We start from the raw sequence: 20,665 nt of genomic DNA on the forward strand, positions 1-20,665 counted from the left end.
TGGCAAGCCATTGATCCCTCAGATCCGATCCATGACCGAGTGTTTTCGCTGGCTCATAACAGCGCCTCCAAGGCTATTTCCAAGACCGCTGAGGAGACAGCGGACGAACCATGCCCTGCCCAACCAGATCATAACCCCGAACAGGCGGGACGCATGGTGGTGGCCTATACGGACGGCTCCTGCCTGGGCACACCTGGGCCTGGAGGATGGGCGGCCATTATCCAGGGATCTGGCGTAACCACCCATTTATCGGGAGGAGAACAGAGCACCACCAACAACCGAATGGAGCTGATGGCCGCGATACAGGCGCTGGAGAACACTGGCGCTAATAACGTACGTCTGGTCACCGATTCACGCTATGTTGTTGATGGGGTCGGCACATGGATGGCGCAATGGAAAGCCAATGGCTGGCGCAACCAGCACAACAAGGCTATCAAGAATGGCGACCTCTGGCGCAGAATAGACATGGCGCTACGTGGCAAAAATGTGTCGCTTGAATGGGTAAAGGGTCACTCGGGTCATGAGTTCAATGAGCAAGCTGACAAGCTCGCCAACTTAGAAGCGCGAATGATTCAGGCAAACATCAGAAAGCCTGTGCTTGTTGGGTAGTTAGAGTGAAAAATCACTGCTAACCATAGATTTCTTCACTTTAGCGTGAAGATGCTGCCTGATTATTGTCTCATCATGACCCTCGTGCCTGGCAAACAATTCAAGTTCCTTCAAGTTTTTGATTCTTGAATAAACAGATTTTGGTTCAACAATCTCATGCGATACAAGGATTTCCAATACCCTAAGACCACAAGTTCGGCGCTCCCAATCTTTCCCAATCCCCTTGAAGGCTGATTGAATTAGCGCCTCCTTATCGATATGTTGGCTTACAACGGCCCCGAAGAAATCGAATTCGCGGAACAATTCGAAGGCTAAACCAACACCTTTCAGATCATGCCTGTTGTTCTTCGAAAAGCGTTTCAGTTGTTGCGCGAAAAGATCCTGTGGCTCATTTTCGTTCTCGACGAGGCGCGAAAGCTGGTGCACAACTGTTGCCAACTGGCGTGGCACGTAGGAGTCGTCCCGGTAAGCATGGAGCAGATTCTCAAACGCTGGCTGGCGAGCGATTTCCTGATAGAGGGGAGATTGATGCCCCAATTTATGAACACGGTGAACGACGTCGAAGGTGCGATCCACTGCATCTTCAACATAGATGTGGTAAGCAATCTCTTTCCATTGCTCATCCGTCACGCGATCTCGAACCGCATTGATTATGACACTTGCCTGATCACATTGAAGCGCATTGACGATTAAGGTTGCATTTAGCTGAACATCAAGCTTTTCAAAAGCTGTTTGACCAGCAGCCATAGGGAGCGCCTGATCGATGAATTCCCGCAGATGCGTTTCGCTAGGAATTCGCTTCAGAACATAGAGCATTCCATTTCGGATATTGTCTATATTGGCCTGGCTCCCCCACAGTACGCTGACAGCATCAATAGCTTCCCACGGAGTAATCCCTTCGTGATAACGGCTGAGTGACTTTTTAACGACATCAGGGGCCAGCGCACTGGCCATTGCCAGTGCAGTTGAAACTGCAAATTTCATACCGCTTGTTGGAACTGTCAAGCTGTCATAGAGCGGTGTTCTTCGTGGATCGCTTATTAGGCCACACGGGATCCAGTAACTTCCAGATTTCGATTGCCTCATAAACAGATCTACCATCGCATCAATTCCGCCTTCTTGAAGGAGCGAAATCATGGCTACGCGTGCAGCAGTAACGCTATGGCAGTCGTAACTCGTGGAGCTATTGCCGGCGATGCAGCGTGCGTGCTGTAGCAGCCTTATCGACCCTTCAGCGCCAAAGCGCTGGCTCAAAGCGTTGGCCAAATCCTGTTCAAGTGGCAATGGACTATCCATAACCATCTTGCCAAGCAAATAGGTCAAGGGGTGCTCTGTGTAATGATCGACAGAGAAGACCTGAAGCCTTTCCCAGTCGATTTCAGGATGCATTACGATCTGGATCATCTCCTGCTCATCGATGAGCATGAATTGACCGTCAGAAGGCTTTGCACTGCTGACCGCCTTAAGAAAGCTGGTCAAGGTAGTGTTCGGCTCTAGAAGTGAGGGCAGAATCTGCAAGAAATGCTGGAAATCTCTCAAAAGATCTAACCTTTCAGCTGGGGATAGCTTTAAGCCACTCTGTCAAAGTGAAGCCTTCTTTTGGCTTCAAATTATTGAGCCTAAAGTGCTCACGAAGATGCTCGAAGAAAGCAGGAGGCATTGACACGTCTGCTTCGCCATCATACTCCACCAGAGAAATTATAGCACTATCAGCTCTTGCTACAGCTTCAACCCATAGTGATACGCCACCAATCACGTAAGCGATGTTGCCAGAAGACACCTTCAACAACGCTTCATCCAGGCTTGATGCCAGTGTCACCCCTGGCAGATAACCCAATTTAGAGCTCACCACAATGTTTTGTCGACCCGGCAGAGGCCTGCCGATTGACTCGAAGGTTCTTCGACCCATGATGATCGATTGCCCGAACGTGAGATCCTTGAAATGCTTAAGGTCTTCGGGCAAATGCCATGGCAAATCGTTTTTCAATCCAATCTGGCCATCGAGCCCGCAAGCCATAACCAGAGACACAAGACCACTATTCACTGCCCGACTCCACGAAGTTTTTGAAAATGAAGGTGACGAAGCTCATGGATATCCTCTATGAAATTTCCAACGGCATCAAAAGTAAGCTGAACCCGGAAGCAATCGTGCATGATTTCTTCTGGCGTTTTGAGCAAGATGAGGTTTAGCTGGGTAATGTACTCAACAGCAAAACCCATCAGCTGCTGTAATGCCTTGGCATCCTGTTCTGTCTTAACACTGCCTTGGATGAGAACCAGCTTCTCAGATGCATCGTTAAGAGCATCCAGCAACAACGTTGTTTCGTTCGTCATTGAATACTCCTGATTCATATTCAGCCCATTCCTGGAGACATTTCCTGGTAAGGGGACGGCTTTCGACGAATTGGCTCTGCCAGTGACTGAATACCTGCCTGTAGCTTCGCAAAAATCACTTGCGAGCGAAGCTCAAGATTATCCACATTCACTGTTTGAGCGTATTCCCGGTAGCTGTAACCGGACGTTTGCAGCTTGTCTTTCATGGTTTCGTACCGCTCGGCCTGTCGCCTTGCAATAGTACTCAAGGAGGTTGACATAAATCTCTCCTGTCAATTTATATGTATCATATCACAATGATGGGACATTAAAATACTTTCAGCCCCAGCTTGCGATTTTTCTGATAAAAAATCTAAACCCGATAGTTTCCAAGTTTTCCCTCGGCCTCTGCTTTAAGTAGACGCTTGACCAAGTTAACCGGATTGATTTTCTTTGGCTGGGGAGGCACGCCATCACGACGAAGGAAATCGTCCAAGAGACTGTCCAGGATGACATGATTAAGACCCGGAACATCCAGCACCACGTCGTAACGGATCCCTGCGTCATGCTCACTGGATACCTCGAACTGCTCCTCACCGATGATACCCATTCGATCCAATAGATCTTGGCTGAGAACAGGTTTCACAGGGTCGTATCCGTACGTCGATGCCAGCATTCTTAGTGCTTTGAGCTGAGCGGTGACGATGTGTACGCTAAAGTACTGATCGGTGCCATAGGGCAGGAGTATGTGCATCTCCTGCGTATCATCCCCGTCCTGATCATCAGAAAGCCAAAACCGGTCTGGGCACTGTGACTCAATGCGGTCATCAATGGCAGACACATCACTTATGCGCTGGGCTCGTGGCAGGTTGATCCAATTCATATCGACTCCAAAAATTCACGTATTCTCACAGTATAACGCAAACCATGCCCGTAGATTTCTTAAGGAAGATATTGCCATAATTAGTGATTTGTGGTATATTTCACACAAAGGGGTAATATCAATGATTTTGACACACAAGAATCTCAGGCATCCTTCATCGCTTCAGCATTTGGCAATACGGACAAGCGAAGGCACGTCGCTAGAGATCACGCTCGCCGTTGTTGTAAGCCACGCCAACGCAACTGTCATCATCTCTGGTGATGGGGTTTTTTCAAGAGTAACGCTTCCTGCCGAGAAAGCTCTTAGGCTGAAGCCAGAAGACTTGGGGTCTCTCAATTTCTACTCAGCTGGCACCAAAGAGGTTGACCCAGAGGCGTCTGTCATTGAAATGGCGAGGCTCATTCACGAGATGTTTAAAAACGGCGAGATCCAGCACGATCAGTACGTCGAACACATGGAGATGATCTCGCTTCACCAGCCAAGCCAAGATATTGATGCCTTAGTGACTTACATGCATTTTTCTGATTTAGCCTCCGTAGCTCAGGATTGCATCGTCATGGCGCAAGATGGCAAGGAGCTTTTGACATGGAAGTTGGTATGGCCGAAAGCTGTTCGCGTCGTTGCAGACCTGTCAAACTCAAGCAAAACCGCCCACTGAAATTCCATGCGCATCTAGACAGCCCAAGGATCAGGTCATGTCAACCAACAAGCACACCGCCATTGCAAATACTCTCGAAACCTGGGCGAATGAAATCAAAGACCAGGTCTCTTTGAATGAAAACGAAGACCTGTCCATGCTTATGGACAACAAAGGTTTTATCACCCTTACGGTTGAGGATGGTAAGGCGCTTGCTGGTGCAATAAACGATGCTTCTCGCCTGATCAACCTGCTCTCGCTGGACAGTCTTCAGCTGGATGTTCATAGCGACAATCTCGCAGCCATGCGCGTGCAGTTCGATAAGCTACACGCACACTTTCATCAAGCACTTAGTCTCATCCCAAAGGCTGCTGAGAACCGAGCTGCAATCAACAAGGTGGATGAAGAGATACAGAATTTCGTAAAATTATTGGGATAGTATTTACCGATGATTTACAATAAACACGTATTAATTTAATTGCATGCTGTTAATATCTCTTTGTGTACAACAATATGAGGCATTAACCGTGAACAAACTGCTAATTATTCCATTCTGCGCCGCCATGCTTTTCAGTATCCCAGCTTTCGCTGGTGCTGATCTAAAGCCAGGTGATCATCATGAACATTCAACTTCTCAAAAACATGAACGTCATGATTGTCATCACGACATGAAGGATCACAAGAAGAAAAAGCGCGCCGGGTTCAAGAAGTTTCACGCACTTGAAAAAGAAAAGCGGGAAGTGGTTATGAAGTACATCAACAAGTTACCTGAGGCTGATCAGGATGCCTTCAAGGAAGAAATCGGACAGGTGATGAAGAAAAGCATGGAACGAACCTGAGGGGATGACTGGCGTTCAGTAATTGCAAGGATTTTGATCTAAGCGCCAGCTACAAAACAGGGAATTGAAAGTTGAAAGCTTCCCGCAGAAAAGGATGGGTCGTTGCCATATGAGCCTTACTTGTTTCTTTGATATGACAAAGTCATTGACGGATTTGCGCTCTACCGCTATCTGGGGCCAAGAGCGTAGTCTCCACAGGGCAAGGATCCAATTCTCACCGACAGATTTTCCATCTCGGAAAGAGCCTTGATCACACCGGAACGGCTTTCTCGCATATCAGCAAAGATTTCGATCATCGATGGGTGTCCTGTTAGCTCGCTATATCAGCAGAAGGAGATTGAGCGCACCTGTCCACCCACGCTGGTTGGACAGACACGCCAGTATGATTTGATGAGCCTGGCGGCTTATTCCAGCCCTTGAAAGAATGACTTCGCCGTATGGGCTGCGGGATTGATGGCCCGCTCGAATTCATCTCGGATTTCCTTAGGCAGGTTCATACTGGAAATGTACATCTTGAGGATCATGATCCGGTATTCATCAGGAATGACCCTTTCATCGACCAAGTCCTGAAGGATCGCTGGCGTGACTCTGGTGAAATCGTTCTGGATGGCTACCATGTCGAAAACCACCTTCTCGCTGGGCTTGGAATCACCACGGAACCAGCGGTTGAAGAGCCAGGGGCGATTACCTTCAAGCTCGTCGCTCTTTTCCTCAATAACCTCGTTGTAGCGCTCGACAAAGGCCTCGCTGAACTCTTCAGGAAGCCCCTGTCTGTCGAACATGTCTGCAATGGCATCGAGGCTGTTGCTGGTTAGCTCAAGAGTCGTGATAGTGAGGTCGATAGCCTCGTTTGTGCAGTCGACGGTGTTTTTACCTGAGCATGTTACAAGGTGTTTTCGGAGATCATTTTCCAGGTAGTGGGCGGTGATGCTATCACACCCCTGAATAGCCATTGCGGAGCAAAACAATACTGCAACATGTACGACCTTCAATCCATGACTCATAATGTCATTGTGCCAGTGCTGGTGGATCCTATAGATCGCTAGTTGGCTTTTCAACGACTATCTGATTTCGTCTTGAGGCGCATGTAATACTTATCCATCAGAAGGTATATGACGAAACTTCACCATACATCCGGGTAGGTTTTTGGCCATTCATCAACCTCTTTTAGCATTGACCCGATGATATCGGAGTAGAAGCGCGCCATCGCTTGGCTTGGACGGGACTTTACGTCTTTGAGAGAATGCATGATTCCCGCCATACATGGGGCACTTACATCAATCTTTCCGTAAAAGTCTGAATTTATTTCAACTTTGAAGCGGTATTTGGTATCGATAGCGATCAGATGAGTATCAAGATCACGATCAAGTACCCCCACAACTCGATAGGGCCAGCTTTCACTGCCTTTAGCAGTGAGTTCAGCAATCATCACGGGCTCAAGTCCATCCAGCACAGATATAACGCAGTTGTACTGGTATGCTGATTTAGGAAAGAAGATTCCAGCAGACCGCAGAATTCTGTCGTAGAGCACAACCATCTGATCTTCCGGGATCGTCTCACCATACTTGCGAATCCCATCGAGTTTTTCCTTGGGGAAAGCAGGCTCGATCTCACGCTGATAATCGACGCTCATGCAATCAAGTGTATTGAGGATGTCGCCAAGATCATGGGCGTCATACCACCCATAGCCGTGTTCCTGAAAGGGTTGCTCAGAGGGTGTTTGACCTTGAAGGAGGGGCGCTCCTTTTACCCGAACAAGCTTGTAGTAGTTAGCGCAATGATAGTCAGCATCACTGTACCTGAGCTCATGCTCTGGGGTTAATCTCTCTGCTTTGCGGGCACTGGCGTCAATCCAGCTGCTTGCCGCAAAACCGTCAAAATATTGCGGACGAGTGATCGAGCGCGCTCGCTCAATAAGATCAGGATCAAGCCTTCCATCTGTAACAGGAATCTGACCCTCAAAAAATAAACCATCGTGGAAAATTTGTTGGTTGGCCCACTTTAGTAGCTCGTTTACGGGCTGGCCTGGAGGCAACTTTCTGTCATCAATGTCAAGCCAGTGAATGTGAATCTCTTGAGCTGTTCTCAAACTGGCAGAGATAGACTTGTTGGTTGATACGTTAAAGCTGATGGTGTTTTCTGGATCTATGCTACGAAGCGCAGACTCCATCCCATAGACGGACTCCAGGGCCGGAGATACTGTCAAGACGTCAGGAAGGCCGCCGACCTTGTTCTTGCTCCAAGCCCTTGCCAGAAAATTGATCAGGCAGATAGGTTCGTTTTTCAGGAAAATTTCCTGATAGTAGATTTTGTGATGCGCTACGGTCAGCATCACCGAGATAAGCGGAACAAAACCAAACTCAATGGCATCATCAGGGTGCAGCGGATCTGAAATGATGCAAAAGGTGCTATCTGAGGCTTTCAGATACAGCTTTTTGAACTGACAAACTGTTAGGTAGTGCTCGGCCATTGCTCGCTCCTGTAACTAGCGAAGCAGAATAGTGTTTATTGACGACATGTCAATAGAAATCTGACGATGTCTCCGCTTAACATTGCGGCCCGATACTGGGCCATGGTATTAAAACTGACTCACCGAAAGGATGAGCAGGCTGCGAAAGGCCAAAGTTCCTGTGCAGCACCGAGAATACCGGTGACGCTCTCGACCCTCTGGGGAACGAAGAGCAGATACCCCTTATCATGCGCAGCATGATGAGTGGGAGTATTCATGGCCCATCCGACAGACCAAGGCGCCTTCCAATGCGCTGGAGTAACCCTTGCTCCTTTGGTGCGGATTGAACAGGCCTATCTTTGGCCGCAACACTGAACTCATCGCGCGCCTTTCTGAAGTAATCCTGATTATTCAGATGCTTCTCAGCCGTTTCCAGTTTTTTCCTGAACAGGATTTCAGAGCTTCTGCTGTCTCGAAGATGCTGCATAAAAGGCTTTTCAAATTCAGGATCCTTAAGGTTTTTCTGAATAGTTCTCCAGTTTTCCAGGTGTTCAGGATCTGGCGATCCCTTACTCTCCAAAAACTGCCTGGCGGCTGCGAGGGCAAGCTCCTTCTTTTGCTCGGCATATAGCGCAGAGGACATCTCCATGTTTTCTGGCTCAACTTCATACAGTTCAAAGAACTGCTTACGAAACTCATCACGAGTACTGTCGAAGTTAAGCTTGGTGCTTTTCTGAAGCTGATCGTAAAAGCAAATGATAGCGCCCGGATTTGCAAGGAATGGCTTTACTTCACCAATTATGTCAACAGGACTTTTCTTGGCATAAGTTTGATAAAACGGATTTGAATAAGCGATTGCTAGTTCTTTTATCTTTTTTTGATCTGTTGGGGTCATGATATCTCTCCTATGACCCTATGGTTTCAGTCGTTTTTAGTAGAAACAAGTATACAGTTTCTACTATTTAGTTATACACGCACGACATGATCTATATATAATTAACATATTGATATAGTCAAATTAATAGCGTTCAATTTTGTGAAGAATTCTCCTTGCCGAAGCTCCTTATGGCGATTCAGCCACACTTGTTGCTAAGATCTGATTTGCATATAATGACAAGACAAACCTTGCCTCCGGGGTGGCTATGTCCACAAATACTAATGATTTCGAATGCTATCGTGTGGGTGGCTTTGTTAGAGATACGCTTTTAGGAATTGAGGCGAAAGACATCGACTATGTTGTCATTGGCGAGTCGCCTGAAACAATGATTTCACGTGGATTTGCGCAGGTTGGTCATTTCCCTGTTTTTTTGCACCCAAAAACACAGGATGAGTATGCATTGGCCAGATCAGAACGCAGCACTGGCGAGGGCTACGCTGACTTCGAATACGTATGGGAAGGCGTGAGCCTTGAAGAAGATCTCAAGCGACGGGATCTAACCATCAATGCAATGGCAATGAGTGAGAACGGCGAGGTTTTCGATCCTTACGGTGGCAGAGATGACTTGGATAGAAGGATTCTTAGGCATGTGTCCCATCACTTCATCGAAGATCCGTTGCGGGTCTTGCGTGTAGCTCGATTTGCCGCCCGATATGACTTCCAGGTTGCTCCAGAAACCAAAGCACTTATGGAAGACATGGTGCGGCAGGGAATGCTGGGAGCATTGTCGGCTGAGCGATTCTGGGCCGAAACGGAAAAGGCGATTCTGTCTGATAATCCACGGCGATTTTTTGAAGTGCTTGATGAATGTGGCGCGCTCGAAGCGGTATTCCCTGAATTGCATGCAATGAAGGGTGTACCGCAGCGTATTGATTATCACGCTGAAGGAGATGTCTGGATTCACACCAGAATGGTACTGGATGAGGCTACCGCTCTTACTCGCAACCTCCCTTCACATCAGTCTCTGAGGGTGAGACTGGCAGCATTGCTTCACGACCTCGGCAAGCCTCAAACGCCGGAGTCCGAATTATGGAACGAAGATGGATCTATTCTTGGACGCCATACCGGCCATGATGATCCTGATCGCTTTGAGCCAGAGCTAAATGCACTTGCTAAGCGCATCAAGATGCCGGGAGAGTACAAGCAGTTTGCGTATCGATGCGCATTGGCCCATCAAAAGATTCACCGCATTCGCGATATGTCAGGCAGAGGGCTTGTTTCTCTGTATGACGATCTAGACTTGTCTCGTACCTTGCGCCATGACAACACATTTCTTGAGGACATGGCGATGATGTGCCTGGCAGATAATCTAGGCCGCCGCACGCTCAAGGCTGATGGCACGCTGGAGAAGCCAATGCGCTACCGCCAGGGCCCTTGGTTTGTTCAGCTCATGACCGAGATTCATGAATTGCCAGTCGGGAAGTGGATGAAGGAGCAAATGGAGCGGATGGCGCTGGAAGATGCAAAAGCAACTGTGCTTGGCATGCGCAGAGGGTTTGCCAATGAGTCGCTGAAGGTAATTAAGGAAGAAGTTAAGTCCCACAGTAACTCTTCAGAACCAGCGCTTTGAATCATACCCCTCCAAAGAGGGGTATTATTATCTTGAATTTGACTACTGCTTGATGCAAATCTAATGCTTGAATTGTTTAAATACAAGATCATATTTGCAAATCTTGTGTGATAAATAATTTTTTGTCCTTTGGAAATCTGGCACATGCTTCAGCCAGACCAAATATTTCTTTAAACCCAAGCTTTGATTCTACAGTATCTGCGCACGCCCCAGCAGCCTCAGGCCCAATTTCAAAAGCAATAGCTTTGATCATTCTTAGATCTATCTCTTTAAAGATATAGAATTCAGAGTCATGATAGGCAGTCAGCAGAGAACCAAACCCTCCGCGTAAAGGAAGTTCGGGTGATTCCTGATATATACCATAATAGATTTTTTGATATATGAGTTCTGTCAGGTCGCGCTTGTTTCTTTTAATTGCATGATTTAATACATGCTCCTGGATGACCGATGGCAGATATATGCTCACGCCAGCTGTGCGAAGAGCTTCAACAGATGCACGCTCAATGCCCATCGTATTCAAAATTCCTGAGTCTTTACCCAGGTGCTTTGGCAAATACTTAATGCACCATTGCATCATATGCGCTGCATCGACATAATCGCCTGGCACGCGATCAAAAACTCGCTCATCCTTAATAATCATATTTTCCAGCATGTCTCGATGCTGGTACGCACTACCCGGAAGGTGCTCAAGATAATCGGCATCCATCATCTCATAGAGTTCTGCTCGCGATGAGAACCCAAGTACCTGATTGGAACCATCCAGGCGATCAAGCAAGGTTGAAAAAGGAAGGGCTTGATAGAAGACATCTTGGCGCGGGCGCTTCAAGCATTCAATAAGGCCAAAAACCCCATCCACATTGCCCCAGTATAAAGCTCTATAGAGCCCCTTTGGGGCGAGCCAATGAGATACTCTCCGACCTTCAATTAATCCAAAGCATTCAATGGAGGAATTCTTTTCAAAAAGCCCTGGCTTCCCATTATTTCTTCGCAGGGCCTTATCAAATTCAAACAGAACTTTCAACTGCTTAAACTTTACAAGCCTTATTTCATCCTTGATCGCAAATGATATTCCGGCAAGCATGGCAGTCAAGAACCACCCTGCAAATAGCCAGGCATTTATCAAAACAATGGGCGAAGCAAAAAGACCAGCCACTGCCGCCACTTTCAATCGCGCACGCGTGTTCGATCTCACATAATTTTCGACGCGCCAGTTCGAAATCGCCTCGTAATGCCTGTCGTGCGCCGATAGCACGCGGCATTTCCGCTCGCCGGACTCATACAGATAAAATGATCCAACACCCTGAGTCCTTAGTCGACGCTCATGATCTTCTTCATGAGTAAGGCCAAAATATCGAAGAAGCGCATCAATCTTTTTCATCAATTTTGCCGATCAGTAGTTGCATCATAGGAAGACTTGTCTCGCCCAGCGGGCAATCCAGCTTCTCTGCTGGCGCCATACAGCCTGCAAAGAAGGCTCGCATGTCACTGTGAAGACTGTTCAACCTTGCTTGCATGGCATTCAGGAAGTCAATCTGCTCATCGGAATAGGGCAGCACAAGAATATCGCCCTTGACCATGCCAAGCGAACGCATAATTGTGTCATCCTCACTTTTCTTCTGAGCTGATGCCTTGTCCAGGAACATGACGTCCTTTTGCTCGAAGGTCTTGCCGTCCCTGGATAGGTAACACCGTTTTCCGAATCGAAAGGCCACTGTGAACTCAAGGCGCATTGCCGAAGCCTTTACAGCCCCTAGCGCATCTCTGGATTTGGGATCCATCAGATAGCCGGATGCCGCTGAATTATCAAATCGAACGAGGATGACCTTGTCACCTTCCATCAGCGACAATCTAAAGTTGCTATAAACCTCATGCAGTGCTGCAAAAGGACGCAGCGCGGTATCGCCGTGGAGGATTTTATCCGAACGCAGTTCATCCAGGGTAGGGTAGAGCAGGGCAAGGTGGCTACCCCCTTCCTTATCCTGATAAACCTCAATGCAATTTCGAATATCCTTGTCAAAAGCCCCAGCTAACTGAACCAGATCCATGTCACGAGCAAATCGCCAATCCATCAAGAGCACAAAACGCTCCCTTTTGGGATCAAACATCACAGGCGTTTTCTGTGAATAGGTGAGCGAATCGACACCCAGGCTGTAGCGATTTACCAGGCTCATAGGAACGAGCGTTTTGCACTTTAATGTTTTGACGCTGACAAGCTTAAGGTCGGACGCCTTTGCAAAACGCAGTACACTGTCTTCAGCACGCTTCAATGACTCTGTCGTGGTCTGATCGGCAAACATATGCCGATGCACGTCCTGAACCATGTTGTCGGATAGCTTCTCAACGTAGGTGTCATTGTCTTTTGGATCGAATGGCTTTGTCATTGCTTTCTCCCTTTTCTGCTAGTATACTAGGCATAACTGAAAAGGCAAGCGTGATCGTTCAATGTCCAGGATAGCGCAAGGGAATTCGCATCACTCGCTCAGCATTGTCGAGCAGCAAAGCTCCTTTTTTAAAGAGATGGAGAAAAGGTTTGAAGACCCAGATGTGAGCAACTGGATAGAGGAAATCGAGTCTGTGCCGATGTACGTTCTCGCTGTTCCGGAACAAAACCGAACACTGAATGTGTTTATTGCGTCGGTTGTAGCTGCGAATGATTGCATTTGGTATTTCTCAGAGGAATCGCTTGATCGCCTCATCCTTCAGATGCTGACAGAAAGGCCAGATCTTTTTCCCCAGCAGTATATGGATACACGCTCGGCTTTTGAATTTTTTGCCAAGATGCAACCGCGCGGGGTGGCTGGAACTGGATCTAGTTACTATCATCTCCAATGCGCAAAGGCTCGATTAACACAATGTGGGCCAGGACAAGTGATCGAACTTGTCACAAGCACTGAAAAAGCAAAAGCGTTTGTCGCGTTATTCGGGGCTTCTGAGGCCATGAGCCAAGGAAATCGCAACATCAGAACCTTCCTGGTTAAAGATGATTTTTCAATCTAAATGAGATCGTTATCTACTTTTTGAATCACGTGTGAACCTACCTTCCTGCAACCGCCTGTAATCAGCAAAAGGGCGACAAAAAGCTTGACTTATTGACACTTTGTCAATATAATTGGTTCACATATAAGGAACTGAGAATACCATCATGAGCGGCATCGACGTTATCAAGAAGCTGACTACTCGCTACCTTGCTCTAGATTTGACAGATGAACAGGCCGAGTCTTTATGGGATGGTTGCCGCAAGGATCTAAATAAGCGCGGCCTTCGCTCCACAGTTAAGGAAGTAAAAGCAGCTGAGAACGCCGACCTGGATACGCTGCCAAGGTCGGATGTGATGGACTCAATTGCTTTTGAATTGACCGGCATGTACTGGCCCAGCAACGGTGACTGCGCCGCCACGCATGACCAATTTGTGGCGGCGATCAAGAAATCTGTTCAGGAAAGAAACTACAAGACGCAAGACTGAGCTCGCTACGGCGCTCGGGCCATTACAGCATCAAGCGGAGAAAATTTACATGAAGTTCCTGACCCCCGAAACGACCGCTCAAATGAAGCGATCATTGAACATGCTCAGTGGCTATATCGATGTCGCTGCATCGCTGCCGAACGCCGAGATGTCCAAGGCTATCATCACCAAGCTTGAAGACCGAAAAGAGAACATCAAATCTCAATACGCCGAGATTGAGAATGAAGATGGCAGCACACTGGTCAAGCACCCGGCCATCGGCTTTATTACCATTGAAGAAAAGCTGTGCGAAGAGCCTGTGCGGCTGTTCGCATCCAAGGTGAAATCTCTTTCGACCAGCCGCGTCCGTGTTTTCCGTTGTGACGCCCTGGTCAGCCAGCAAGGAAATGTTGACTACGTAAATCGCGTCCTTCTTCTCGACGTCGAAATGAGCCAAATGGAGTTTGCCAACCTGTTGGCCAATCCAGGCCGTGGCGTCTATGCCGCCACCATCCGCCAAAATGCTGAGACTGAGGTCGAATTCAAAGGTGACCTCAATACCTTGCGCAGCAAGATGATGTATGACGCGGCGCAGGAAATGACCGATGGCCTTTCCCAGTGGGTCGATGAGCTGGTCAATGCCGCTGATAAGGCAAAGGAAAAGGGCGGGGTCATGAGCAAGTCAGCTCGGATGGAGGCATCCAAGACGGCTCATGTGCTGGGCGAATGGACTGAGAGCAATCCCGCATACTATGCACAACGCCTGGCGGAGTTCACCGACAAAACAACGACTGACATCAAGCTTGAAGTCATGTCGGCCAACAAGATTAAGGAGTCCATGTAATGGCTTACTTTTCTCATCGAGAGATTGGCCTCAGCGAAGCTGAAGCCCAAGCGCTGATCGAGCATGCATCGCTGCGAAACGATGACCTTAAAGCCATGGACTTCTCAGCATATGATCTGAAGGAGGGTGACCGCTTCGAAGCCAGCCTGAGAAAGCTCGTGTCGACTGGTAAAATCACCATTCAGAAAGCCCATGAGTTCAGCGCCATTCGTGATATCGCTAAGACTCGTTTGGCCGCGTTCCTGCCTATTGCGGACACCTGCAAAAAAGAGGAAAAGTATGGTTTCTTCACTGATCATCCGAGTTTTGGTTGCGTTTCTCATCACGTAATCAGCACCACCCACCCAACCTTCGTCGGCACTCCGACGATGGATCACACCATGATTGGCCTGAAATTCAGCCAGGCTCACTTTGGTTTTGGCATGATTGGTCGTGAAGAGCCTCGACTTTCTGAAAGTTTCGCCCTGGTAGAGATCAACCTAGCTGCCGAACAATTTGCTGGATTGATGCGAGATCGAGAGTCATCCAGCCCGTGTGCACTTTCACGCAATACCGAGATCCTGTTCGACAAGCCACCGCGCCTGATCGCAACCGTCTCAATCGCATCAAGCGCCAAGAGTCGAGCAATGGAGATTGGCAAGCCATTGATTGACGCCTGCAAAAGCCTTCGTGAGTTTCTTGAGTCTGATCAAAAGATCAGCACAAAAGCTGACTATGCCGCTCTTGATCAGCGTATCGAGGCAGTCAAGCAAGCCATGGAGACCATCCGCGAGCCGATGCAGCAACTGCTTGCAGAGACGGCTGGCCTGATGGCGGACGCATCTTCGCGCCAGATGCTGGCTGATATTGCAGAGCCGCTTAAGGCGCTCGGCATGGACGCTAGCATCATGAAGCTGCTCACACACAATTAATGTCATGAAGAGGCCCGAAGGGGCCTCATCTTTTTTGTTATCTGGATTTACAGTTCAAGGAAAACGAGCATGAGTGATTACATCATCGGGATGCGTCGTCGGCTCGCATCACCTAAGCGCCATGAACAGCGCCTGGGATGAGTGGCAAGTCGTTGATGGTCAGCGTGTCGTTTCGCGGCACGACAGTGAACAGCAGGCCCGAGACTGGGCGATGAAAAAACCGAAAGCGTAAGTTCGAGAAAACCCATGTTCAGTAAATTTGAAAAAACATTCATGCTGGTGTTGTGCATCATGTTTTCAATCGCGCCTGTGGTTTTGCACTCCGAGGGCAAAGATGTTCTCCCGCTGATGCCCTGGGCTGGGCTTGGTATTTTTATGTGTCTCGTGGGATTCATCCTTGATTTAATGTTTTTTAAGGAAAGGCCCAGTTGTAATGAAGCAAGATCAGGTAAATAGGAAACCATAGTGACTGGCGAAATTATTGCGGCAAGCTCTCGGGTTGAGGGATAGCAGCGTGCTTCCACCTCCCGACAACATCCATCACCTGACGGATTGTGAGGGCTGTGAACGCTGCGATTTCCTGATGAATGTGTATCTGGCCTGCGACGGTTGCGGGGAGTGGGGGCATCTTATCGAATGGTCAAGAGAACTTCCCTGTAATGCCCAAGCCTCGCATCTGTGGGGCTGAGGCCGTAGAAGGATGCCTGTTCGGCGTCCACCCCACCGAAGGACTTAGGCATGCCGCATGCTAAACCCAAGAACATGACGCTTCGCCAGCGCGAGGTAGCTGCCAAGGCTCAGTGCTACGACTGGAATGCCGAGCACCAGGAAGGCGTAACCGTGACTTACGAAGAGCGCCTTGGATCGGGTGAGACGATCCAGACCAAAACTTGCGGTCGAGCATTCGTTATGTGTTGCGAGGCGGTCATCATGGTGGAGGATGTTTCAGGGGCTGTTTCCCTGGATCACTGTACCGTAGTCACCGAACACGCTTCCGCATAGGAAGCCGCCGTATGCGGCCTGCTGAGTCAAGGGAAGCCAGCGCATGGCAAACTGGATCAATGATAAGCCGCTGGAGCACCGTAGCAACAAAGGCACTATTTTCAAGGCAGAGCGTTGCGATCTTCACAGTGGCGTTAAGGTAACGAAGTCCGAGCGGATCAGTGACACCGACTTGGGAGCCGACTTTGCTGCATGGCACACTCACTGCATTTTTCAACAGCTGAACGCTTTCCCAGGCTGGAGCGGTATCATCTACTCAATAGTCACCGACAAGAGTTAAGTGAAATCCCATGGCCAGCCCAACAGCGATCCAAACAAGCAAGCTTCTTCGCAATAGCCGGCGACTCGCACCACCCATTCAGGCTCAAGTTGATGCCATGGCCGAGAGCATCAGAGATCTCGGCATGATTGCGAAACCTATTGATGTTCGTCGTGTTGGGGATGGTTACGAGATTGTTGACGGCGAGGTTCGCTGGTTAGCTGCTATGCAGCTGAATATCGACATAGTTCCGATACGGGTCATTCCGCTCGGCGTGCATGAAAGCACGGCAGCCTCTCTCATCCTCAATATGGATCGTGAGTCCATAGCGCCGGAGGAAGTTATTTCCACTCTCGAACGCCTCTTTCATGAGTTTGGAGCGGATGCTGCTGAAACGATCCTGGAGCAGATGTCCGAGCTGCGGAATGCCGCTGAGACCAGCCCTGAGCTGCGAGGCCGTATCAATGCCTTGCTAACCAGTTGCAACATCGACAGCCAAGTATAGGAGACAATGCCGATGCCACGCGAAGACTGGGAAAACTGGAACCCCATTGTGACAGCTCCGAAAGATGGTACTGCTGTGCGAGCGGCCCATTTCGCAAATCGGTACTACTGCGACTGGGTGTCTGTTGCTTCATTCAGGCTGTCGAGGAATGGGGTCAAGCCGAACTGGCTAGAAGTTGACGAGTCACGCGGCGAAGTGTTCCTGATTCCGACTCACTGGCAACCGCTGAGTTGATCGAGTAAAACAGGATGTACGTCATGCTCAAGCTCTGATTACGAACTATTGGCGTGCGTCCTTCGCCGCATGTGCAGTCGCGCTTTTCAGCATAGGGTTAACCTTAATGCTTTTAAGGGGTGCCCTGGGGCGCATTAAGTCGAAAATTAACTGCTTACAATTTATCGAGGAAACAAATGGAAATTACCGTATTGCACCTTACCGGCTGGGCAGGAACCGGGAAAACGACACTGCTGCAAAAGTTCAGTGCAGAAAATCCAGGCTCTATTCAAATCCTGACTCCTGAGTCGTCCGGGCAAATGTTTGACCCCTCCGCAGCTGATCTGGTCAGCCACTCCGCCGTTGCAATTGATGACGTTCCTTCGTGGGATCGTGCATCTGTTGCGCAAGGCATCGCCTCGCTTGAGGTGAGTGCTGAGCAATGCGGGAAGAAGCTCATTCTTGTTTCTCAGGCTCAACAAGACCTAGATCGTTCCGGGGTTGTTCTTCGCAAGGCTCCTGCCATCATGCGCCTAGGAGGCCAGCAACAGACACTGAGCCTTTCATACGATGGACAGCACCTCAGCTTCGCAGATGCCCAAGCAAACTGATCAAGGAGAGCTCATGGAAATCACGCTGGCACCTGGGGGCCAATATACCCACAGCGCTCCGCAGCAACAGTGGCACGGCGATAGTCCACATTTTCAAACGGCTCTTTTTGCCGGGCAGAAATTGATGGTCATTCGCGAGTCGGATGAGAGCCCTGTCTATGAGCTGCATTTCATGAATCTCATGACGACAGGATTCGCGTCGATGGAAGATGCAAAAAAGGCAGCTCCCGATTTCGCGCGTTCCGTTTTCGACAGGCTCAAGTCAAAAATTCAGGACTGATAGGAAATCCTATGCAGCTGGTTAATAAAATCTCAATGCCCACAAGTGTATTTGTCGACGCTGTGCACATGGCAAGCATGCCCTGCGAAGACAATCAAGAAGGTCATGCTGCGATCAAGCGTATCACTGATTGGTGGAATGCAACAGTGGAACCCGAATTCGCGTGTGCCTATGGATTTGCCCTGTATGTGAGGTTTGGAGAAGCCTGGTTATCCGGCAATCCCGAGGAGCATTGGGTGGATGCTACAACCTGGGCGAAGCATGCGAAGCCGAAAGCAGAAGCGACCTTGCTGAATGGGAGTTTTAGCTTTGTGTTCTTCAAGCAGACCGACGAAGAAAATGCTCATTCATTTCTCGCCAAAGCGGTTGATGGTTCTCATGGTTTTTCTGGCGGTAAGTCGGCAGCCGAAACCTCTGGGGATGCAATTTTGACCCGCTATGCGCACGCAGCGTTGAGCCTGGTGCCTGCTCGTTTCCCTGAAATTTGGCGTATAGCCTGCGCTGAGACAGAAATGTGATCGACTGCAATGATCCCTCTGCCAGGCAGGCATCCAGCCGGTAGTTGACGGTTTTTGCTTAAAGTTAAAGATTGCCCTTTCTAAAGAATGTATATTGCCAAGACGCTGCGGTAGGTTTGTTTCGCAGAGAGATCGGCTCTTCACGGCAACGCCGTGGCTTAGGACACAATATTTATGAAGGTGATGATGATTACGGGTGCTGGCATCAGCACAGGCTCTGGGCTTGCCACGTACAGAGGCACGGATGGCCGCTATAAAAATATCGAGAAGCGATTTGGCCTTCCGGTTGAACACTTGATTAGCAGGAAAACCCTCTGGTTCAATCCTGAGCTCTTCTGGGCCTATTGGGCAGAGTTTCGTAGCGGTCTCAAGGGCGCCGAACCGTCCATTGCCCACAAAACCATCGTCGCCATGGCTAACAGTTGTGATGAATTTCTAGAGGTCACCCAGAATGTTGACGGGCTGTCTCGAAAGGCCGGCTTGCATGAGCGCCATCTGGTTGAGCTGCATGGCACGGCGCTAAGTCATGAGTGCCTGGAATGCGGCAAGCCTCACGACTTCGAGCATGAAGAGCAGGCCAATGAGGTTCCCTATTGCACCGACTGCGATTGGGATCCAAAGGGCGTGATCAGACCAAAAATTGTACTGTTCGGCGAGGACATATCCCCACTACACAAGCAGAGGGCGGTCGAGTTTGCAGGCCGGTGTGATCTCCTTGTCATTGCAGGCACGTCCATGCAGTTTGAGTACTTGCTGCACATGACTGTGGCGGCGCTCAATGCCAACACCCCCATCATCTACATCGATCCCAAAGGAACATCGTCCAGCGGCATTTTGGCCGCTATCGATTTGGACGACTACCCGGAGTCTGGGTTTTTGATGATTCGAGACAGTGCTGACCGCGTTCTGCCTTTGCTTCATCAACACATATTGAACGTGTCCGCAAGCAAACCGGGCCAAAAGATAACGCTTCATGACATGCTCACCAGAGCATAAATCAAGGTTAAAACACAATGCGCATTATGATGTTAACGGGGGCAGGGATAAGCACGGGAGCAGGCCTGTCGACTTATCGAGGTGAGGATGGTCGCTACACTGAAATTGAGAAAGAAGCAGGGATGCCGATTGAGGCTCTTCTTTCAACGACCACTTTAAAGCAGGATCCCGGCAAGATCTGGCGATACTGGCTCGCATTCTCCATCGCCCTGCAATCTGCTACGCCGTCTGGGGCACACCAGGCCATTGCTGAGCTTTCAAAACACTGCGAGGACTTTCTAGAGGTTACGCAAAACGTTGACGGCCTGTCTTTGCGCGCAGGACTCACTGACGACAAGCTGATCGAGCTTCATGGTTCGTATCATCGCCACTTCTGCATGGAGTGCAAGCGACCCGCGCATCCCTGGCTGCATGAAGGAATGGTAATTCCGCCACGATGCTACACATGCAAACCTAGTGAAGGCGCCGTTATAAGGCCTGACGTGGTCATGTTTGGAGAGATGATCAAGGATGAGCACTATCAGCGGATGTTGGGATTTGCCAAGACGTGTGATGTGTTAATCATCTCTGGAACATCGCTTCAGTTTTCCTACCTGGCGGACATTATCAGTCACGCCGTAGCAGCAGGCGCCCCTGTTCTTTACATAGACCCTGAGGCTAGCCAGTATAAAACGATATTTTTGGTATGCGATTCTGATCTCGATGTTCCAGAACATGTCACCCCTATCAGGGTCGAGGCAGACCGTGCGCTTCCAATCTTGGCCAACCTTGTAGCGCAAGGGTGTGAGCGCGAGTCGCTGGCAACTCGCTTGAGTGAAGCGATGGCGCAACCGTAAACAACCTGGTT

General features: G+C 49.2%; 28 protein-coding genes. 18 read left to right on the forward strand and 10 right to left on the reverse strand.

Annotated elements, in window-relative coordinates:
* Nucleotides 1-153: 153 nt before the first annotated feature.
* A complete protein-coding gene (rnhA, locus tag P5704_027665) occupies nucleotides 154-609 on the forward strand; it encodes a ribonuclease HI (GenBank protein ID WOF82224.1) in 456 nt (151 codons plus the stop codon).
* On the opposite strand, the gene P5704_027670 is transcribed toward rnhA, so the two are convergent.
* The 5 genes from P5704_027670 to P5704_027690 all read right to left on the reverse strand — a co-directional run bounded on the left by P5704_027670 (nucleotide 610) and on the right by P5704_027690 (nucleotide 3,805).
* The gene (locus tag P5704_027670; protein ID WOF81659.1) at nucleotides 610-2,088 is read right to left on the reverse strand and encodes a hypothetical protein; all 1,479 of its coding nucleotides are present in this window, start codon (nucleotides 2,086-2,088) and stop codon (nucleotides 610-612) included. It lies immediately after the preceding gene.
* Nucleotides 2,089-2,161: 73 nt separating this feature from the next.
* The gene (locus tag P5704_027675) at nucleotides 2,162-2,626 is read right to left on the reverse strand and encodes a dihydrofolate reductase (protein ID WOF82225.1); all 465 of its coding nucleotides are present in this window, start codon (nucleotides 2,624-2,626) and stop codon (nucleotides 2,162-2,164) included.
* Nucleotides 2,627-2,649: 23 nt separating this feature from the next.
* On the reverse strand, nucleotides 2,650-2,943 hold the full coding sequence (locus tag P5704_027680) for a hypothetical protein (protein WOF81660.1): 294 nt from the start codon (nucleotides 2,941-2,943) through the stop codon (nucleotides 2,650-2,652).
* Between the two features lie 20 nt (nucleotides 2,944-2,963).
* Entirely contained in the window at nucleotides 2,964-3,149 is a 186-nt protein-coding gene (locus tag P5704_027685) for a hypothetical protein (GenBank protein WOF81661.1), read from the reverse strand.
* A 146-nt stretch (nucleotides 3,150-3,295) separates the two neighbouring features.
* Nucleotides 3,296-3,805: a hypothetical protein gene (locus P5704_027690; protein ID WOF81662.1), complete on the reverse strand. Its 510-nt coding sequence runs from the start codon at nucleotides 3,803-3,805 to the stop codon at nucleotides 3,296-3,298.
* A 121-nt stretch (nucleotides 3,806-3,926) separates the two neighbouring features.
* On the opposite strand from P5704_027690, the gene P5704_027695 reads away from it, so the two are divergent.
* The 3 genes from P5704_027695 (at nucleotide 3,927) to P5704_027705 (ending at nucleotide 5,281) form a co-directional block, all read left to right on the forward strand.
* On the forward strand, nucleotides 3,927-4,463 hold the full coding sequence (locus tag P5704_027695) for a hypothetical protein (GenBank protein ID WOF81663.1): 537 nt from the start codon (nucleotides 3,927-3,929) through the stop codon (nucleotides 4,461-4,463).
* Between the two features lie 37 nt (nucleotides 4,464-4,500).
* Nucleotides 4,501-4,881: a hypothetical protein gene (locus tag P5704_027700; protein WOF81664.1), complete on the forward strand. Its 381-nt coding sequence runs from the start codon at nucleotides 4,501-4,503 to the stop codon at nucleotides 4,879-4,881.
* Nucleotides 4,882-4,969: 88 nt separating this feature from the next.
* On the forward strand, nucleotides 4,970-5,281 hold the full coding sequence (locus tag P5704_027705) for a hypothetical protein (GenBank protein ID WOF81665.1): 312 nt from the start codon (nucleotides 4,970-4,972) through the stop codon (nucleotides 5,279-5,281).
* A 404-nt stretch (nucleotides 5,282-5,685) separates the two neighbouring features.
* On the opposite strand, the gene P5704_027710 is transcribed toward P5704_027705, so the two are convergent.
* The 3 genes from P5704_027710 to P5704_027720 form a co-directional block, all read right to left on the reverse strand.
* The gene (locus tag P5704_027710) at nucleotides 5,686-6,273 is read right to left on the reverse strand and encodes a hypothetical protein (protein ID WOF81666.1); all 588 of its coding nucleotides are present in this window, start codon (nucleotides 6,271-6,273) and stop codon (nucleotides 5,686-5,688) included.
* Between the two features lie 131 nt (nucleotides 6,274-6,404).
* Nucleotides 6,405-7,751 carry a hypothetical protein gene (locus tag P5704_027715; protein ID WOF81667.1) on the reverse strand — a complete coding sequence of 449 codons (1,347 nt, stop codon included), beginning with the start codon at nucleotides 7,749-7,751 and terminating at the stop codon, nucleotides 6,405-6,407.
* A gap of 253 nt (nucleotides 7,752-8,004) precedes the next feature.
* The gene (locus tag P5704_027720; GenBank protein WOF81668.1) at nucleotides 8,005-8,625 is read right to left on the reverse strand and encodes a hypothetical protein; all 621 of its coding nucleotides are present in this window, start codon (nucleotides 8,623-8,625) and stop codon (nucleotides 8,005-8,007) included.
* A 247-nt stretch (nucleotides 8,626-8,872) separates the two neighbouring features.
* On the opposite strand from P5704_027720, the gene P5704_027725 reads away from it, so the two are divergent.
* A complete protein-coding gene (locus tag P5704_027725) occupies nucleotides 8,873-10,237 on the forward strand; it encodes an HD domain-containing protein (GenBank protein ID WOF81669.1) in 1,365 nt (454 codons plus the stop codon).
* A gap of 88 nt (nucleotides 10,238-10,325) precedes the next feature.
* On the opposite strand, the gene P5704_027730 is transcribed toward P5704_027725, so the two are convergent.
* Both P5704_027730 and P5704_027735 read right to left on the reverse strand, forming a co-directional pair.
* Nucleotides 10,326-11,615, reverse strand: a complete 1,290-nt coding sequence (locus P5704_027730) for a hypothetical protein (protein ID WOF81670.1) — start codon at nucleotides 11,613-11,615, stop codon at nucleotides 10,326-10,328.
* A complete protein-coding gene (locus P5704_027735; GenBank protein ID WOF81671.1) occupies nucleotides 11,602-12,618 on the reverse strand; it encodes a hypothetical protein in 1,017 nt (338 codons plus the stop codon). Before P5704_027735 ends, P5704_027730 begins: the two co-directional genes overlap by 14 nt.
* Before the next feature lie 61 nt (nucleotides 12,619-12,679).
* Here P5704_027735 and P5704_027740 point away from each other — a divergent pair, with 61 nt between their 5' ends.
* The 13 genes from P5704_027740 (at nucleotide 12,680) to P5704_027800 (ending at nucleotide 20,654) form a co-directional block, all read left to right on the forward strand.
* The gene (locus P5704_027740; GenBank protein WOF81672.1) at nucleotides 12,680-13,234 is read left to right on the forward strand and encodes a hypothetical protein; all 555 of its coding nucleotides are present in this window, start codon (nucleotides 12,680-12,682) and stop codon (nucleotides 13,232-13,234) included.
* Between the two features lie 145 nt (nucleotides 13,235-13,379).
* Complete coding sequence (locus P5704_027745; GenBank protein WOF81673.1) at nucleotides 13,380-13,700, forward strand: hypothetical protein; 321 nt, start codon at nucleotides 13,380-13,382, stop codon at nucleotides 13,698-13,700.
* Nucleotides 13,701-13,749: 49 nt separating this feature from the next.
* Nucleotides 13,750-14,523 carry a hypothetical protein gene (locus P5704_027750; protein ID WOF81674.1) on the forward strand — a complete coding sequence of 258 codons (774 nt, stop codon included), beginning with the start codon at nucleotides 13,750-13,752 and terminating at the stop codon, nucleotides 14,521-14,523.
* A complete protein-coding gene (locus P5704_027755) occupies nucleotides 14,523-15,434 on the forward strand; it encodes a hypothetical protein (GenBank protein ID WOF81675.1) in 912 nt (303 codons plus the stop codon). Before P5704_027750 ends, P5704_027755 begins: the two co-directional genes overlap by 1 nt.
* A gap of 246 nt (nucleotides 15,435-15,680) precedes the next feature.
* Complete coding sequence (locus tag P5704_027760) at nucleotides 15,681-15,890, forward strand: hypothetical protein (protein ID WOF81676.1); 210 nt, start codon at nucleotides 15,681-15,683, stop codon at nucleotides 15,888-15,890.
* Nucleotides 15,891-16,172: 282 nt separating this feature from the next.
* Nucleotides 16,173-16,436: a hypothetical protein gene (locus P5704_027765; protein WOF81677.1), complete on the forward strand. Its 264-nt coding sequence runs from the start codon at nucleotides 16,173-16,175 to the stop codon at nucleotides 16,434-16,436.
* Nucleotides 16,437-16,479: 43 nt separating this feature from the next.
* On the forward strand, nucleotides 16,480-16,716 hold the full coding sequence (locus P5704_027770; protein ID WOF81678.1) for a hypothetical protein: 237 nt from the start codon (nucleotides 16,480-16,482) through the stop codon (nucleotides 16,714-16,716).
* A gap of 10 nt (nucleotides 16,717-16,726) precedes the next feature.
* Complete coding sequence (locus P5704_027775) at nucleotides 16,727-17,200, forward strand: ParB/RepB/Spo0J family partition protein (protein WOF81679.1); 474 nt, start codon at nucleotides 16,727-16,729, stop codon at nucleotides 17,198-17,200.
* A 410-nt stretch (nucleotides 17,201-17,610) separates the two neighbouring features.
* The gene (locus P5704_027780; protein WOF81680.1) at nucleotides 17,611-18,024 is read left to right on the forward strand and encodes a hypothetical protein; all 414 of its coding nucleotides are present in this window, start codon (nucleotides 17,611-17,613) and stop codon (nucleotides 18,022-18,024) included.
* Nucleotides 18,025-18,037: 13 nt separating this feature from the next.
* Entirely contained in the window at nucleotides 18,038-18,304 is a 267-nt protein-coding gene (locus tag P5704_027785; protein ID WOF81681.1) for a hypothetical protein, read from the forward strand.
* 11 nt (nucleotides 18,305-18,315) lie between these two features.
* Nucleotides 18,316-18,822: a hypothetical protein gene (locus P5704_027790; GenBank protein WOF81682.1), complete on the forward strand. Its 507-nt coding sequence runs from the start codon at nucleotides 18,316-18,318 to the stop codon at nucleotides 18,820-18,822.
* Nucleotides 18,823-18,996: 174 nt separating this feature from the next.
* Nucleotides 18,997-19,818, forward strand: a complete 822-nt coding sequence (locus tag P5704_027795) for a Sir2 family NAD-dependent protein deacetylase (GenBank protein WOF81683.1) — start codon at nucleotides 18,997-18,999, stop codon at nucleotides 19,816-19,818.
* 17 nt (nucleotides 19,819-19,835) lie between these two features.
* Entirely contained in the window at nucleotides 19,836-20,654 is an 819-nt protein-coding gene (locus tag P5704_027800) for a Sir2 family NAD-dependent protein deacetylase (GenBank protein WOF81684.1), read from the forward strand.
* The last annotated feature ends 11 nt before the right edge of the window (nucleotides 20,655-20,665 follow it).

The organism is Pseudomonas sp. FeN3W (genome assembly GCA_030263805.2).
In the GTDB taxonomy this organism is placed as follows: Bacteria; Pseudomonadota; Gammaproteobacteria; order Pseudomonadales; family Pseudomonadaceae; genus Stutzerimonas; species Stutzerimonas stutzeri_G.

Excerpts from the sequence above, each read along its gene's own strand:
- rnhA (WOF82224.1), top strand. The coding sequence starts at position 154 with ATGGTGGTGGCCTATACGGACGGCTCCTGCCTGGGCACACCTGGGCCT.
- P5704_027675 (WOF82225.1), bottom strand. The coding sequence starts at position 2,626 with ATGGCTTGCGGGCTCGATGGCCAGATTGGATTGAAAAACGATTTGCCA.
- P5704_027680 (WOF81660.1), bottom strand. The coding sequence starts at position 2,943 with ATGACGAACGAAACAACGTTGTTGCTGGATGCTCTTAACGATGCATCT.
- P5704_027685 (WOF81661.1), bottom strand. The coding sequence starts at position 3,149 with ATGAAAGACAAGCTGCAAACGTCCGGTTACAGCTACCGGGAATACGCT.
- P5704_027690 (WOF81662.1), bottom strand. The coding sequence starts at position 3,805 with ATGAATTGGATCAACCTGCCACGAGCCCAGCGCATAAGTGATGTGTCT.
- P5704_027695 (WOF81663.1), top strand. The coding sequence starts at position 3,927 with ATGATTTTGACACACAAGAATCTCAGGCATCCTTCATCGCTTCAGCAT.
- P5704_027700 (WOF81664.1), top strand. The coding sequence starts at position 4,501 with ATGTCAACCAACAAGCACACCGCCATTGCAAATACTCTCGAAACCTGG.
- P5704_027715 (WOF81667.1), bottom strand. The coding sequence starts at position 7,751 with ATGGCCGAGCACTACCTAACAGTTTGTCAGTTCAAAAAGCTGTATCTG.
- P5704_027720 (WOF81668.1), bottom strand. The coding sequence starts at position 8,625 with ATGACCCCAACAGATCAAAAAAAGATAAAAGAACTAGCAATCGCTTAT.
- P5704_027725 (WOF81669.1), top strand. The coding sequence starts at position 8,873 with ATGTCCACAAATACTAATGATTTCGAATGCTATCGTGTGGGTGGCTTT.
- P5704_027730 (WOF81670.1), bottom strand. The coding sequence starts at position 11,615 with ATGAAAAAGATTGATGCGCTTCTTCGATATTTTGGCCTTACTCATGAA.
- P5704_027735 (WOF81671.1), bottom strand. The coding sequence starts at position 12,618 with ATGACAAAGCCATTCGATCCAAAAGACAATGACACCTACGTTGAGAAG.
- P5704_027740 (WOF81672.1), top strand. The coding sequence starts at position 12,680 with ATGTCCAGGATAGCGCAAGGGAATTCGCATCACTCGCTCAGCATTGTC.
- P5704_027745 (WOF81673.1), top strand. The coding sequence starts at position 13,380 with ATGAGCGGCATCGACGTTATCAAGAAGCTGACTACTCGCTACCTTGCT.
- P5704_027750 (WOF81674.1), top strand. The coding sequence starts at position 13,750 with ATGAAGTTCCTGACCCCCGAAACGACCGCTCAAATGAAGCGATCATTG.
- P5704_027755 (WOF81675.1), top strand. The coding sequence starts at position 14,523 with ATGGCTTACTTTTCTCATCGAGAGATTGGCCTCAGCGAAGCTGAAGCC.
- P5704_027760 (WOF81676.1), top strand. The coding sequence starts at position 15,681 with ATGTTCAGTAAATTTGAAAAAACATTCATGCTGGTGTTGTGCATCATG.
- P5704_027765 (WOF81677.1), top strand. The coding sequence starts at position 16,173 with ATGCCGCATGCTAAACCCAAGAACATGACGCTTCGCCAGCGCGAGGTA.
- P5704_027770 (WOF81678.1), top strand. The coding sequence starts at position 16,480 with ATGGCAAACTGGATCAATGATAAGCCGCTGGAGCACCGTAGCAACAAA.
- P5704_027775 (WOF81679.1), top strand. The coding sequence starts at position 16,727 with ATGGCCAGCCCAACAGCGATCCAAACAAGCAAGCTTCTTCGCAATAGC.
- P5704_027780 (WOF81680.1), top strand. The coding sequence starts at position 17,611 with ATGGAAATTACCGTATTGCACCTTACCGGCTGGGCAGGAACCGGGAAA.
- P5704_027785 (WOF81681.1), top strand. The coding sequence starts at position 18,038 with ATGGAAATCACGCTGGCACCTGGGGGCCAATATACCCACAGCGCTCCG.
- P5704_027790 (WOF81682.1), top strand. The coding sequence starts at position 18,316 with ATGCAGCTGGTTAATAAAATCTCAATGCCCACAAGTGTATTTGTCGAC.
- P5704_027795 (WOF81683.1), top strand. The coding sequence starts at position 18,997 with ATGAAGGTGATGATGATTACGGGTGCTGGCATCAGCACAGGCTCTGGG.
- P5704_027800 (WOF81684.1), top strand. The coding sequence starts at position 19,836 with ATGCGCATTATGATGTTAACGGGGGCAGGGATAAGCACGGGAGCAGGC.